Annotated in this window: 12 protein-coding genes; 7 read left to right on the forward strand and 5 right to left on the reverse strand. The window is 43.5% G+C overall.

Features of this window, described 5'->3' with window-relative positions:
* The first annotated feature begins 325 nt into the window (after window positions 1–325).
* Window positions 326–1,093: a hypothetical protein gene (locus tag B1202_RS10485; protein WP_078190542.1), complete on the forward strand. Its 768-nt coding sequence runs from the start codon at window positions 326–328 to the stop codon at window positions 1,091–1,093.
* Window positions 1,094–1,228: 135 nt separating this feature from the next.
* On the opposite strand, the gene B1202_RS10490 is transcribed toward B1202_RS10485, so the two are convergent.
* Window positions 1,229–1,879 (reverse strand): response regulator, encoded by a 651-nt coding sequence (locus B1202_RS10490; protein ID WP_078190543.1) that lies wholly within the window; start codon window positions 1,877–1,879, stop codon window positions 1,229–1,231.
* Between the two features lie 374 nt (window positions 1,880–2,253).
* Here B1202_RS10490 and msuE point away from each other — a divergent pair, with 374 nt between their 5' ends.
* The 4 genes from msuE (at window position 2,254) to B1202_RS10510 (ending at window position 6,785) form a co-directional block, all read left to right on the forward strand.
* Window positions 2,254–2,985, forward strand: coding sequence for an FMN reductase (gene msuE / locus B1202_RS10495; RefSeq protein ID WP_078190544.1), 732 nt, complete (start codon window positions 2,254–2,256; stop codon window positions 2,983–2,985).
* A gap of 39 nt (window positions 2,986–3,024) precedes the next feature.
* Window positions 3,025–4,131, forward strand: a complete 1,107-nt coding sequence (gene sfnG / locus B1202_RS10500; RefSeq protein WP_078190545.1) for a dimethylsulfone monooxygenase SfnG — start codon at window positions 3,025–3,027, stop codon at window positions 4,129–4,131.
* A gap of 495 nt (window positions 4,132–4,626) precedes the next feature.
* Window positions 4,627–6,045, forward strand: coding sequence for a cryptochrome/photolyase family protein (locus B1202_RS10505; protein WP_078190546.1), 1,419 nt, complete (start codon window positions 4,627–4,629; stop codon window positions 6,043–6,045).
* Between the two features lie 125 nt (window positions 6,046–6,170).
* Complete coding sequence (locus tag B1202_RS10510; RefSeq protein ID WP_078190547.1) at window positions 6,171–6,785, forward strand: riboflavin synthase subunit alpha; 615 nt, start codon at window positions 6,171–6,173, stop codon at window positions 6,783–6,785.
* Window positions 6,786–6,850: 65 nt separating this feature from the next.
* On the opposite strand, the gene B1202_RS10515 is transcribed toward B1202_RS10510, so the two are convergent.
* A complete protein-coding gene (locus B1202_RS10515) occupies window positions 6,851–8,029 on the reverse strand; it encodes an acyl-CoA dehydrogenase family protein (protein WP_078190548.1) in 1,179 nt (392 codons plus the stop codon).
* Window positions 8,030–8,333: 304 nt separating this feature from the next.
* On the reverse strand, window positions 8,334–10,277 hold the full coding sequence (gene acs, locus B1202_RS10520; protein ID WP_078190549.1) for an acetate--CoA ligase: 1,944 nt from the start codon (window positions 10,275–10,277) through the stop codon (window positions 8,334–8,336).
* Window positions 10,278–10,561: 284 nt separating this feature from the next.
* Here acs and B1202_RS10525 point away from each other — a divergent pair, with 284 nt between their 5' ends.
* Both B1202_RS10525 and B1202_RS10530 read left to right on the forward strand, forming a co-directional pair.
* Window positions 10,562–11,140 (forward strand): DUF805 domain-containing protein, encoded by a 579-nt coding sequence (locus tag B1202_RS10525; protein WP_078190550.1) that lies wholly within the window; start codon window positions 10,562–10,564, stop codon window positions 11,138–11,140.
* A 123-nt stretch (window positions 11,141–11,263) separates the two neighbouring features.
* Entirely contained in the window at window positions 11,264–12,235 is a 972-nt protein-coding gene (locus B1202_RS10530; protein WP_078190551.1) for a mechanosensitive ion channel family protein, read from the forward strand.
* Here the strand turns inward: B1202_RS10530 and B1202_RS10535 are convergent.
* Both B1202_RS10535 and B1202_RS10540 read right to left on the reverse strand, forming a co-directional pair.
* The gene (locus B1202_RS10535; RefSeq protein ID WP_078190552.1) at window positions 12,221–12,931 is read right to left on the reverse strand and encodes a 16S rRNA (uracil(1498)-N(3))-methyltransferase; all 711 of its coding nucleotides are present in this window, start codon (window positions 12,929–12,931) and stop codon (window positions 12,221–12,223) included. The two genes, B1202_RS10530 and B1202_RS10535, sit on opposite strands and share 15 nt — an antisense overlap.
* A gap of 325 nt (window positions 12,932–13,256) precedes the next feature.
* Window positions 13,257–14,537, reverse strand: a complete 1,281-nt coding sequence (locus B1202_RS10540) for a 3-deoxy-D-manno-octulosonic acid transferase (RefSeq protein WP_078190553.1) — start codon at window positions 14,535–14,537, stop codon at window positions 13,257–13,259.
* Window positions 14,538–14,547: the final 10 nt, after the last annotated feature.

Raw genomic sequence — 14,547 nt, forward strand, 5'->3', positions numbered from 1 at the left:
ATTTGTCTCAGCGGCAAGATCATTCAAAATAACCCCGATATTTCGTCTATTTATTAGCCAGAAATATCAAATTTTGATTGCCTATGGCAAAAGATATCGAATGCGTGAGTGAACACTTGTACACTTAGTTACAATTAAAAATCTATTTGATTTAAATAAGATTTTTATAACCAAAAATAAAAACTAAAACTTTAGTCGTATATTTAGCTGTCGCCGTTCGTTTTAAAAATATTCATAAGAAGTTGATCAGTTTCAAGCCAATTCAAGAAGCATCATAACTCAACACTTGAGAAGCTGATCTCCCCCGCATATTAGGAGTGATCTTGTGAATATTTCAGAAACAATGCCGCATGGTTTTGATCAAAATCTACAGTTTCATCGTCAGTATGGTGCCAATGCCATTTTGCCAGAGATCGACTGGCGTCAATTATTTAAGTTCAGCAAGTTAAGTGATGTGCAAGTCGAAGCGCTGGAAACGCTCTATCACAGTGCCGTTCCTCTCGCTTTACAAGTGTTTGACGAACTGAATTTTGATGTCTTTGCGCCGAATGCCTACAAACCCCAAGGTCTTGGCTTATTTGATCGACTGGCAGAACAAGAAGATCTACTGCTGCAAAATTTAGAAGCCGAATCCAATGGCTTAGGTTTGGACACCCGTCATCAGATTTGGAGCATGCTACTGCGTGGTGGTGCGGTCTTGGTGTTTAAAGCGTGGCTCGGTAAAGTCAAAACCGACCAAAACCAGCTAGATAAAACACAGTTTGATGAGTTATCCGATTTACTGTTTATTAAAACAGCGCCATTTGAATTGGCACAACGTTTAAATGTCGATGCCAACTCCAAGCAAGACCATATCTTCCTGATGTATGACAATGATGTTTATCTGGACCGTTTTAACAGTTTAGAAACTGCAGCTCTATTTGTTGATTTGGGTGTTTATGATGCTGCTTTTCTGAGTTTACGTGATGACCGTGTCGCGGATTATCTCAAAGCGCGCGGCTATGTGTCCGATGAACAAATTGATGAACTGCAATGTGCGCTCAACCCTTTGTACTGTACGGATTTGACGCCTAAGCAAGACTATATTGCTTAAGTTATTGTTGGATTGATTTGTCGCTTTTAATAACCGCACGGCATTTAAAGCGAAATGATCCAGCACCAGCATTAGTACTTAAACAGCATAAAAAAAGACCTCCATTGTGGAGGTCTTTTTTTTTTGAAAAAATCCTTAGATTTTCTTTTCTTCAATATTCAATGCATTAATTGCCAATACAGCTTGAGTTCGGTTTTGTACGCCCAACTTACGGAAAATCGCCGTTACATGCGCTTTAATAGTTGCTTCAGACACATCCAACTCATAGGCAATTTGTTTGTTCAGCAAACCTTCCGCCACCATCATTAACACGCGGAATTGTTGCGGTGTTAAAGACTGAATACGTTCTGCCAATGCTGTTTCATCTGCAGCACGTGGGTCAAAGTTCATGTTGGCAGGTAAATTTGGTGGTAACCAAATCTCGCCTTCTAAGACTTGACGAATCGCTTCACCAATGTGGCTTGGATGTGCAGATTTTGGAATATAACCCATCGCACCATGTGCAATCGCACGTTGGATAATCGACGCTTCTTCATGCGCAGAGACCACAATGATTGGAATCGATGGATATTGTGCGCGAATATGCACCAAGGCAGAAAAGCCTGAAGCACCCGGCAAGTTTAAATCCAATAACACAAGATCAGGCTCAGGGCCATTTTCAAGACGTTCATAGCATTCATTGACTGCTGCAGTCTCATGAATTTGCGCCTGAGGCAAACTATAACGAACCGCCTGAATTAAAGCATGACGAAACAGCGGGTGATCATCAACGATTAAAATATTCATAAGCAACGTGAGAGATCTTGTGCACAATGACCCTATTCTAACCACACATGCTATGTGAAGGATATGCAAGAACTTATTTTTTTGCATTTAAAATGTAGATTTTCACCTAAAATGCGTCTTTTTTCGCATTTTCTATAAATCTTTAAATCTAATCATATTTTCATATAAATTTTATCAACACAGTAAAAATGCTTATATCTAAGCATTATATGTTGAAATATCAACAGTTTAAAATTTGAAATTTCACGAATCTTGAGGTTTTCCCAACATATCTAAAAATCAGATAACTTTTCTGATTTTCGTTATTTTACAGTGATCCACCCATCGGGATTAATAAAAGGCATTCCGAGAAACCACACTTTTAGGTTTAAAAAATGTCTCAAGTTAATCTACAAAAACCCCTGAATATTGTTGCTGTGTCAGGTGGTCTAAACAATCCATCTAAAACTGAAGCTTTGGTACAAGCCATTGTTGATGAGCTCGGTGATGCAACTCCAATCAATGTGCATTTTATTAAGTTTAGCGAAATTGGCAATTTATTAGGTGGGGCGATTTACCGTAACCAATTGCCACAACGTGTACAAGATGACCTTGCTGCCGTTGAAGCTGCTGATGCGCTGATTGTTGGAACGCCAGTTTACCGTGCTTCATTTACAGGCCTGTTTAAACACTTCTTTGACTTTGTCGAACAAACTGCATTGGTGGATGTACCTGTCTTGCTTGCAGCTTCAGGTGGTTCTGAACGCCACGCTTTAGTGCTTGAACATCAACTGCGTCCATTGTTCAGTTTCTTCCAAGCGCAAACATTACCGATTGGGGTCTATGCAACAGATCGTGATTTCACCCCTGAATACACCATTCATAGTGAATTACTCCGTGACCGCATTACTTTAGCTGTAGCACGTGCGCTGCCGATTTTGGAATGGGCTCCAGCCAAAGGTCAGCGTGCTGAAGTGGTGAAAGCCAAGTCTCAACAAGCCAACCAAAACTTGGGCATTAATAAGCAAATCGAGCAAGAAGAAGTCCTTCCTTCTGCAGCCGTTCCAAGTTTGGATGCTGCTGAAGCTCGACTGCATAGTAAAAAGCCAAAAACGCAAGTGGCCTAAACACCACAGCATAACAATTCGATCCCGAGGGTTTGCAAAATGTCAGTACAAGAAAAAAACATTACATTTGCGTATTGGGTACCAAACGTCAGTGGTGGTTTGGTGGTCAGTAATATTGAACAGCGTACCGATTGGAGCTATGACTATAACGTGCGTTTGGCACAAGCTGCAGAAAAAAGTGGCTTTGATTATGCGCTGACTCAAATTCGTTTTACCGCAGGCTATAACGCGGAAAATCAACACGAATCTGTCAGTTTCAGTCATGGTATTTTAGCCAAAACCGAAAAGCTCAAAGTCATTGCAGCGATTTTACCCGGCCCTTGGAAACCGGCTCTGGCTGCAAAACAATTGGCGACCATCGATCATCTTACCAATGGCCGTATTGCGATTAATGTTGTGAGTGGTTGGTTCCGTGGAGAGTTTGATGCGATTGGTGAAGAATGGCCCGAGCATGATCAACGCTATGCGCGCTCTGAAGAATTCATTCGTAGCCTAAAAGGTGTTTGGACGCAGGATAACTTTAGTTTTGATGGTAAATACTATCAATTTAAAGACTACACCCTATCTCCAAAACCGGTGCAAAAACCGCATATCGAAATCTTCCAAGGCGGCAGCTCACGTGCAGCACGTGACATGGCATCACGTGTTTCCGACTGGTACTTCACCAACGGCAATACCCCTGCTGAATTGAAAAAGCAGATCGACGATATTCGTGAAAAAGCCAAAGCCAATAACCATCAGGTCAAAATCGGCGTCAATGCCTTCATCATTGCCCGAGATACGGAGGAAGAAGCCCAAGCGGTGCTTCAAGCGATTATCGACAATGCCAATACCGAAGCGGTCAATGCCTTTGGCGATGCAACTCGTGAAGCAGGTGCATCCACCAAAGAAGGCGAAGGAAACTGGGCAAAATCTACTTTTGAAGATTTGGTTCAATATAACGACGGCTTTAAAACCAATCTGATTGGCACGCCACAACAAATTGCTGAACGCATTGTGGAACTCAAAAGTGTAGGCGTCGATTTGGTTCTCTCAGGTTTTCTCCACTTCATTGAAGAAGTGGAATACTTTGGCGAAAAAGTGTTGCCACTGGTTCGTGAACTGGAAGCTCAACAGCAGCAAGTTGTGCAGGCTAAATCAGCATAATTGTTGATGCAGTCACAGCTCATATAATCAGCATAATAATCACAACCGGCTCACTTCACTTTCCTCCCCTAAGGCTCGGCTTAGGGGATTTTTTATCGCCAGTCCAATTTAAAGACATGCTCTGTTTCTACAAAACGAACGGATCTGTAAACAAAGAAAAAGCCCGACATCCTGTCGGGCTTTTTCTATATGGATACTTAAGCATGACTCCTGTCTTGCTTCACAGTCCTGATGGTGAACACTTTGTTATTGTTTTATGTTCCGGAACGTCCTGTTCCTGTATGAGTTCATCTTAGGTAAAATTTAAAAGTGCGCCTAGCGTCAAAAACTTCGTTGCTTGTACGCTTAAGCTGACAGGATTGTGCGCAATCGGTTAACTTAAACCATAGATATTATATGGTTTTTTATAAAAATCGATATTTTTTAGATGATTTTATCACCAATAGACACCCCGTATTTCCTGTAATATTTCCAACAAAACAAGAGGCAATAAACATGCAACTGGTTTGGTTTCGACAAGATTTAAGGCGACATGACCATAGTGCTCTGTGGCAGGCGACACAGTCTGGTCCGACGGTTGCCTTTATTGCGCTTTCTCCTGAACAATGGACAAGGCATGATGATGCCCCCATTAAAATCCATCGCTATCTTGCCCAACTAGAACTTTTGCGACAACAATTGGCTGAACTAAATATTCCACTGATTATTCAGCATATTCCCGATTGGTCAGACATCGCTACTGAGCTTTTAACCTTATGTACTCAGCTCAATGTACACACGGTTCATGCACATATTGAACACGGTGTGAATGAACTCCAACGCGATCATCAAGTACAACAGTTATTAGAACAGCAGCAGATCTCTGTCGAGCTGTACCATGACCGCACCCTGTTTCCTGTTGGCAGTATTCGCAATCAATCTGGACATCCTTATCAGGTTTTCGGTGCATTTAAGAAAAATTGCTACGAGAAACTGACCATCAGTGTGCCCAGTTGTTATCCTGCGATCGAAGCCCAAACGGCTCTCGCCCCGCATCAGCTATGGCAAAATGAATTTGATCTGCGTCCTTTTTATCCCGCAGGGCTGTTAGCTGCTCAGATCGAGCTTTGGCCGATTGGGGAAGATCATGCACAGCAATGCTTAGATGAATTCATAGAACAACATCTGCGTCGTTATGCTGATGATCGGGACTATCCAGCGCTCAATGGAACCAGTCGAATTGGCTTGTATCTCAACTTGGGCATCTTGTCTATTCGCCAATGTCTGCAAGCCCTGTTTCGTGAACAAGGTGGCTATTTCCAGATCGACCACAGAGGGCAACAAACGTGGCTCGATGAACTGCTTTGGCGTGAATTTTATCAGCACATTTTATTTGACTACCCGCAGGTTTCTCAGCGCCAGCCGTTTCAAACCAAAACCTTAAAAATAAAATGGCGCCATGCACCACAAGACTTGGCTGCATGGCAGCAAGGTCAGACAGGCATTCCAATTGTCGATGCAGGAATGCGTCAACTACGGGCTACGGGTTGGATGCATAATCGGGTGCGGATGATTTGTGCCATGTTCCTCAGCAAAAATCTACTGATCGATTGGCGGTTGGGGGAGCAATGGTTTATGCAGCACCTTGTCGATGGTGACTTAGCGGCCAATAATGGCGGTTGGCAATGGTGCGCCTCGACGGGTACAGATGCTGTACCTTATTTTCGGATTTTCAACCCGATCAACCAATCTCAGAAATTTGATCCGAACGGGGATTATTTACGTCAATGGCTACCTGAACTGGCAGATTTGGATGCCAAACAAATTCACCAACCCTTTGCCAAAAATCCTCAACAGGAATTGAACTACCCTCAACCGATCGTCGATTTAAAGCAGTCTCGCTTAGCTGCAATTGAAACTTTCCGAGCATTGTAGGCCATTGCCAAGATCGAACTGCTAGTGATCAAAATGCTGTACTGAAATGGTCACTCTAAGGCATAGCCGAGCGGTCGTTTTGTCCCTACAATACAGAAAACGCAAATCATTTTAGAGACGCTCACATGTATACAGGCATCGTGCAAGGTTTAGAAAAAGTCTTAGACATTCGTCAAGGCAATGGCTTCACAACCTTAGTGATTTCAAATCATCAGGATTTTTTTCATGATGTCTTTATCGGGGCAAGTGTGGCGATTAATGGCGTATGTTTAACGGCCACACAAATTGATTTGGCAGCCAACCAAGTACATTTTGATGTCTCAGATTTGACCAATCAACTCACCACACTAAAAGCTCTCAAGGCCGGTGATGAGGTCAATGTCGAACGCTCAGCCAAAGTTGGGGCAGAAAATGGTGGTCACAATCTATATGGTCATATCGAAGGCACAGCCACGATCAAAAACTTAGAACATCGTGGGGAAACCTTTCATCTCGATATTCACATTCCGGCAGGCAATATTAAATATTTCTTTCTCAAAGGTTTTATTGGACTCAATGGTTGCAGTTTGACTGTGAACCGTGTTGATCGTGCCAACAGTGAAATTTCAATCGATCTTATTCCTGAAACACTGCGCCTCACTACATGGAAAGATGTTCAAGTCGGTGATGCCGTGAATTATGAAATTGATCAAACGACGCGAACCTTAGTCGATACCTTAGAAAATATTCATCAGCGTTAAATCGACTGACAGCACATTGCAAAAAGCCTCCCTTTCGGAGGCTTTTTGCAATGTGCATTATACGTTTAAGAATAAAAACTTGGGTCTGGCACTTTGGCTGTGAGCACCCATTCACCAACTTCCTGATATTTATAATCAATCGGATCATGTAAGGTTTGGGTACGCACATTGCGCCAGAAGCGGTCTAAATTCAATTTGGCCGTCGTGGCACGTGCGCCCATCACTTGGAAAATATTTTGCGTAATGTACAGCGAGCTATTGGTGGCTGCGATTTTGGCTGTTGCAATCGCAATAGAGACTTCTCCACGTTGTTCCGCCGTCAAAGCTTCACCAATCTCCCAAGCCCCTTGCAAACGTTGAACCGCTTTATCTGCCAATAAACGTACACTTTCTAATTGCACATAAAACTCAGCAAAATGCTTTTGAATGAAAGGGTCATTCACTGCATTTTCAGCCAATGATTTTGACCACGCTTTTTGGTTTTGAACCGTCTGTTTTGCTGTTTCAAAAGCCCCTTCTGCCACCCCCAAAAACATATGCACAAAGATCAACTGTGCAATCAACGGACGCAAACTTGAATACGGCGTACTCAAAGGTCCTGGGTTCAGTAGTAATTCATCTTTGGAAATTTTGACCTGTTCGAAATGGCTGCTTCCACTGTCGGTTTGACGTTGTCCCATATTGTCCCAATCGCCGAGAAAACTAACGCCTTCACGTGCTGTAGGAATCACCCCGATCAATAATTTTCCATCTTCATTGAAGCCAGAACACAGCAAAATGTCTGAATCCATAGAACCCGAACAGAAGCTTTTATCGCCATGAAAGACGTATTCGTGTTCAGACAGTTGCGTCGCTGTCGTACGACGGTCTAAGGGGTTTAAGGTGTTGCCCCAAAATAAATGCTCACGTGCAGTCTGTTCAAACCACGGGCCATATTGCTCGGGCTGCGCGAACAACTGTACGGTTGCAATCAATAAATGATGAAAACCATAAACATGCGCCAATGAGCTATCCACTTGAGCAATGCTTTGAATGGTTTTAAAAATCGTCTGCCAATCTGCACCCTGTCCACCGTATTGCTGTCCAATGGACAGTGCAAGCAAACCACTTTGACGAATCAAATCACGTTCAGCTTTGGGATTTCCCCCCTGCTTATCGCGCTGAGCAGCCGTCGTGGCAAATTCTGCCGCCAGTTTTTGGGCAATATCGATCGGATCTTGAGTCAATGGAGTTGAAGCGTTCATATGTCTATCTGATTATTCTGTTACCGTTTTAGCTTAACAAAGCGCAGGCATTCAGCTTATCTCAATGCCTGCAGTCTATATCTGTAAAATCTATATCTTATGAAATCTAAGTCACCAACATTCAGGCGACTCATGGCTTGGTCTTTGTTATCCATCGTATGTACGATGGATAAAATGCATCATGAACGTCACCTCATCCTAATCAACATTTCTAGGGGAAAGGACGTTAAATATTGCCTTAATAACCCATCGCATGAGCGATAGTGAACTTTCATCAGAACCCTACCACTCACGCTCAAGTTGCTTATGCCTTCGGATAAACCGTCGCAATCAAATGTTCAACCACTTGAGGCTCTGCCAAGGTCGAAGTGTCGCCTAAAGAGTCCAGCTCATTGGCCGCAATTTTTCTTAAAATACGGCGCATGATTTTACCAGAACGGGTTTTTGGTAAGGCTGGCGCCCAATGCAGTGCATCTGGCGTTGCCACTGGTCCAAGGACTTTTCGTACCCAAGCCACCAGTTCCTGACGTAACTCATCCGTCTCAGCTGTCCCTGCTTGTAGGGTGACAAAGGCGCAAATCCCCTGTCCTTTAATATCATGCGGCATACCCACCACCGCAGACTCTGCCACAGCATCATGCGCAACCAACGCACTTTCAATTTCAGCCGTTCCTAATCGATGCCCTGAAACGTTCAAGACGTCATCCACACGGCCCGTAATCCAATAGTAGCCAGACTCATCACGACGTGCGCCATCACCTGTAAAATACGTCCCCGGATAAGTAGAGAAATAGGCTTCAATAAAGCGCTCAGGATCACCCCAAATGGTTCGCATTTGTCCCGGCCAAGAATCCTTAATCACCAAGTTGCCTTCTACGGCACCTTCAAGTTCATTGCCTTCAGCATCGACAATCGCAGGTTGTACACCAAAGAATGGACGCGTCGCCGAACCCGGTTTTAAATCAGTTGCTCCCGGCAATGGCGTAATCATGAAACCACCCGTTTCTGTTTGCCACCATGTATCCACCACTGGGCAGCGGCTTTCACCTACCACGGTGTAGTACCAATTCCATGCCTCTGGGTTAATCGGTTCACCCACCGAACCCAGTAAACGCAAACTACTGCGGTCACTTTCTCGGACAAAGGCATCACCTTCTCGCATCATGGCGCGAATCGCAGTCGGTGCCGTATATAAAATAGTGACATTATGTTTATCGACAATATGTCCCGTGCGTGCCCAACTTGGATATTGCGGCACCCCTTCAAACATTACGGTCGTAGTACCATTCGACAATGGGCCATACAATACATATGAATGCCCAGTGATCCATCCGACATCTGCGGTACACCAAAACACATCATCTTGTTTTAAGTCAAAAACTTCACGAAAAGTACAATTCACATAGGTCAAATAGCCACCCGTGGTGTGCAATACGCCTTTCGGTTTTCCAGTTGAACCTGATGTATACAAAATAAACAGCGGGTCTTCGGCATTCATGGGTTCAGGTGGGCAGATATCATTAACCGACATGATTTCCATGTGATACCACAAATCACGATCCGCTTTCATTTCGATCGGGTTACCAGTACGGTGCACCACAATGACATTTTGAACCGAAGATGTGCCTTCGATGTCGAGTGCAAGGTCGACATTTTCTTTGAGTGGAATGGGCTTACCACCACGCATCCCACAATCCGCAGTAATCACGACTTTCGCCTGACTATCATCAATACGACTAGCCAATGAGTCTGGTGAGAACCCGCCAAAAACCACGCAGTGTACTGCACCAATTCGGGTACAGGCCAACATCGCAATTGCCGCTTCGGGTACCATTGGCATATACAGCACCACACGGTCGCCTTTACCCACGCCATGTTTTTTCAGCACATTGGCAAAACGGCAAGTTTCATCATGCAGTTCTTCAAAAGAAATGATTTTATGCCGTGAAGGATGATCACCTTCCCAAATAATGGCCGGTTTATGTGGATGTTCTTTTAAATGTCGATCGAGGCAGTTGGCACTGACATTCAGTTCACCGTCAGCAAACCACTCGATCTTGAAATCATCTTGCTTAAAATTGGTATTTTTAACTTGGGTAAACGGTTTGATCCAATCGATCTTTTGCGCTTGCTCTGCCCAAAACTCATCTGGTTGTTCAATCGATTTTTGATAACGCTCAAAGTACTCCGACTCATTGATGCGCGCGGTTTTTTTGAAACTTTCAGGTACTGGATAGATCTCTTTCATATTGTATTTTCCTTGATCTGATTCATCTCATCACGAGATGCCATGCCACATTTCTACTTTTATAATTTCTGCATCACAGCAGTATGACGATTAATTTTTAATCGCAGCAATCATGCTTTGGTCGTATTATTCTTTCCCATTTAAAGCATATTTTTGAGCAAAATTTCAACAAAAACATGTTTCAATTCAGTATCTGATCAGTTCATTTGAACCTATAATGCAAAGGTAATTTTACTCAGCATTCCGCTTTTTTATTCTTCCATACACGTTGAGTTGACCCAAGCATGAATACCAATGACTCTTCTTTCTTTTCCCGTCAGACGACCACTACATCGGACAATCCCCTGAAACCAGATGGACGTTTTGGTCGACTGAGCATGATTGGTTGGTATGGCTTTCTCAACATCATCAGCTTTTTTGCCTTGATCGCTTTAAGCCTTGCCGTGGGTATTTTCAACATCAATACCATGGCGTTAAATGAGCAATTTGTTGGCATATTTACTGGGGCATCTGGCCTCGCCTATTTGGCGATTATGATTCTCTACATTTATTTTTATTGTGTCTTTGTCGTACGTCGGCTGCATGACCTCAATAAAGCCGGTTGGTTGCTACTATTATTATTTATCCCCGTGATCAATCTATTTTTTATCCTGTATTTATTATTGGCCTCAGGCACACCGACCATAAATCAATACGGCGCGCCACGCCCTGCTGCGGTTTGGGAAAAAATTCTGGCATGGTTGATGATTTTAATCAGTGTCTTGTCGCTCTTGGCTACAGGTAGTATCACGTCTTATATGATGGGTAGCGGAGAAATTGAATCGCCAACAGAAATCATTCAACAAAGTACTGAATATTTCTAAACCACTGACCGAATTTGAGCCTGTCTGAATTTTGATACATCTGTTCGCAAGCCTGTAAATGAGGGTTATTTTCGCCACTAATTTCAGGCAAAATAGCGAAAAATCTGAACATTTGGAAAACTCGTGGCTGAAAAAGAAAATGCCTTGAGTGATGTCACTCAAGGCACGACTCAACTTTTGCAAGAGGCAACAGAAAAAACCGCACAAACCGTGCTGGAACATACCTCTAAATATAATGACGCATACTCAACGATCGATAAATTTGTCGATGGATTTTGGGAACGCCTGCCATATATTTGTATCGCATTAATTGTTTTTACGATCTTCTATCTACTGTCTAAACTCTTTAGATTCTTTGTTCGTAAAGCGCTCACTGACCGTTCTTATTCAAAACAAAATCTAGTTTTGGTCCTGAACCGTGTGGGTAGCTCAGCCATTATGTTCTTCGGTTTCCTGATTGCCATGGTCATTGCGATCCCAGGGTTCACACCAGGTCAGCTCATGAGTGCCTTGGGGATTGGTTCGGTTGCAATCGGTTTCGCGTTTAAAGATATTTTCCAGAACTTACTGTCGGGTATTTTGATTCTCCTCGGCGAACCGTTCAAAATCGGCGATGACATTATTGTGTCAGGAATGGAAGGTACAGTTGAAGATATTCAGATCCGCGCAACCTTCCTGCGTTCTCCCGATGGTCGTCGTATCGTGATTCCAAACGCGACGGTTTACACCAGTGCGGTAACGGTGAATACCGCTTATCAACGTCGTCGTTGTGAATTTGTGGTGGGTATTGGTTATGAAGATGATATTCAAAAAGCTAAAAACATTGTTTTGGCTATTTTGGACAAAGACCCAACCATCTTGAGCCAACCTGCGTTTACCGTAAACGTGAATGCTTTGGCTGATTTCTCGGTCAATCTGAATGTCCGTTGGTGGGTAGATACCACAGAAACCACCACTGCGAACTCAATCAGTGAAGTGCAAGAACACGTTATCCAAGCATTCAATCAAAATGGTATTTCAATTCCTTACCCTGTACAGGAAGTGAAAGTTTACCGTGGTGATCAAGCTGAGGCAGAAGCTTCAACAGCTAAATAATCGCCCTAAAACGTACGGAATCACTGTTTCTGTACGGATAATTCGGTTGCCTAAGCTGACTGCTTGGCAGCCGTTTTTTATGAGTAAATCCACCTCATAAGGGATAAATCCACCTTCAGGACCAATGATGATCGTACATCCATGTTGAATCCCTGTAGGCATCACATCTTCGACATAAGGATGCGCCACATAAGCGGGATAGTCCGATGAAATCATGCTCGGTAAAACATCCTCCACAAAGGGTTTAAAACGCTTATACAGTTCAATTTTGGGCGCAATGGTGTCACCTGCCTGCTCCAAACCCAACGTCACATAGTGATCGAGCTGCTGTAAAAATGGGGTCTGCCAATAGCTTTTATCCACGCGATAACTGTGCAGCAAAATGATTTTTTCTACGCCTAAGGTGACGGCATCCATGATCAGACGGCGCAACACTTTCGGACGAGGCATCGCCACAATTAAAGTCACCGGATGCTTTGCAGGTACTTCTTCTTCTTGTAAGGGTTTAAGTTGAATGCCGTTATCCGTAATACTGACGATTTGGGTTAAATAACGCTTTCCTTCCCGAATCCCGACTTTGAGGGTATCGCCCACTTGTACATCGACATGGGTTTTTAAATGCTCAACTTGGCGTTTAGCACTGATATTCCACAGCTCAGATTCAGTTTGACGTGGGTCAAGCAGGACGATGTTCATAAAAATTCTCTTACCCAGCTCAATGGGATACGTGAAAACGTCATCCACAACTGTTCGAGGCAACACTCAATATAATCACTCAAGTTGCAGCGATTATTTGTTAGACATAAAAATGCAACGCGTTTTGTCGGTGAGGTGCATTGCACCGCAAGATGGTTTCCTTGCGAAGCTTCGCCTCCCATTATGCCGAATGAGAAACAACGTTTCGTAAGAGTACCTCCAGCCGAAGTCTAACCCCTTTCTTCAAACCTTAGATGTAAGACCCCATCGAGCCTATTCATTCATCTATTTAAAACAACAACCAATTTAAATCATGGTTGAAAAATCAAAGGTATTGATCAATCACCTGAATATGCTTTTGCAGCGACCCAGTATTCTTTTGCATAATCAGCTGCGCTGCATCATTTAAAGCCTGCGCTTTCGCAGTATTTTGAATGATCTCAACCAATGCTCTTGCCGCCTGCTCAAAATCCTGCACAACCACAACCGCATGGGCCGCTACAAATTCATCCACAATGGTTTGGAAATTAAAATAATGCTGACCTAATACTGTCGGGACATGCAGCGCGATAGGCTCCAAAATATTATGTCCACCGCCCGGTTCATTTAAAGAACCGCCGACAAAACACGCCTGACTCAGTGCCAGCCATAGCCATAATTCGCCCATACTATCCGCCAAATATACTTGCGTTTCAGGCTGAATCGTTTGCTTTAAACTGCGGCGCTGTGTACGTAAATTCAGTTTCTGCGCTTCTACAAAAACCTCATCAAAGCGTTCAGGATGACGTGGTACGACGATACATAACAGCTCAGGCTGTTGTTGCAAAATCGGCTGCAGTGCTGCGAGCAGCTTTTGTTCTTCTGGTGCATGCGTACTGGCAATGGTAATGATTTTACGGCCTTGCAAATCCCAATCTTTTCGTAACTGCGCTGCTTGTTGCACAAAGCTATTGGGCGCATGAATATCAAACTTGATACTTCCCACGACCTGACTGGTATGCTGGTTTGCACCCAACTCAATAAATCGCGCTAAAGTTGCCTGATCTTGCGCCAATAATTGTTTCAAACTCTTTAGCATCGGCTGCGTCAAACTCGGGACTTTGCTATAACCCTTCGCCGATTTTTCAGATAATCTGGCATTAATCAATAAACACGGAACCTTGGCCTGATCGGCTTCAATCATCAAATTTGGCCAGAGTTCTGTTTCGACCAGAGCCAACATTTTCGGTTGATATTTTTCGATAAAACGACGGACTAATTTTTTTTGATCTGCTGGCAGATACACTGCCTGAAACAGCGATTCATACGGTGCTTTTAAAAATAATTGTTTCGCACGCGCTTGTCCGGTTTTGGTGGTATTGGTGACTAAGACTGGATGGCCTGCTTTGAGATAATGTTCAATCAGCGGCTGCGCAGCGTTGGTTTCTCCTACGGAAACCACATGAAACCAAATTGCATTACGGTTTTTAACTGGCTGAAATGGCCCAAAGCGCTCAAGACACTCTTGCTGATATAGTTGGAGATCTTCAGCACGTTTTTTGATGCGCCATTGATATAGCGGCTTAATCAGCGCCAAAGCTGCGTTATACCAAAAAGGAGTAGTCAAATTATTACGC

It is taken from the genome of Acinetobacter amyesii, assembly GCF_002018365.1.
Classification (GTDB): domain Bacteria; phylum Pseudomonadota; class Gammaproteobacteria; order Pseudomonadales; family Moraxellaceae; genus Acinetobacter; species Acinetobacter amyesii.

Bases quoted from the DNA above. Each gene is read 5' to 3' on its own strand.
- sfnG (WP_078190545.1), top strand. From the start codon at position 3,025: ATGTCAGTACAAGAAAAAAACATTACATTTGCGTATTGGGTACCAAAC.
- B1202_RS10515 (WP_078190548.1), bottom strand. From the start codon at position 8,029: ATGAACGCTTCAACTCCATTGACTCAAGATCCGATCGATATTGCCCAA.
- acs (WP_078190549.1), bottom strand. From the start codon at position 10,277: ATGAAAGAGATCTATCCAGTACCTGAAAGTTTCAAAAAAACCGCGCGC.
- B1202_RS10505 (WP_078190546.1), top strand. From the start codon at position 4,627: ATGCAACTGGTTTGGTTTCGACAAGATTTAAGGCGACATGACCATAGT.
- msuE (WP_078190544.1), top strand. From the start codon at position 2,254: ATGTCTCAAGTTAATCTACAAAAACCCCTGAATATTGTTGCTGTGTCA.
- B1202_RS10490 (WP_078190543.1), bottom strand. From the start codon at position 1,879: ATGAATATTTTAATCGTTGATGATCACCCGCTGTTTCGTCATGCTTTA.
- B1202_RS10510 (WP_078190547.1), top strand. From the start codon at position 6,171: ATGTATACAGGCATCGTGCAAGGTTTAGAAAAAGTCTTAGACATTCGT.
- B1202_RS10535 (WP_078190552.1), bottom strand. From the start codon at position 12,931: ATGAACATCGTCCTGCTTGACCCACGTCAAACTGAATCTGAGCTGTGG.
- B1202_RS10525 (WP_078190550.1), top strand. From the start codon at position 10,562: ATGAATACCAATGACTCTTCTTTCTTTTCCCGTCAGACGACCACTACA.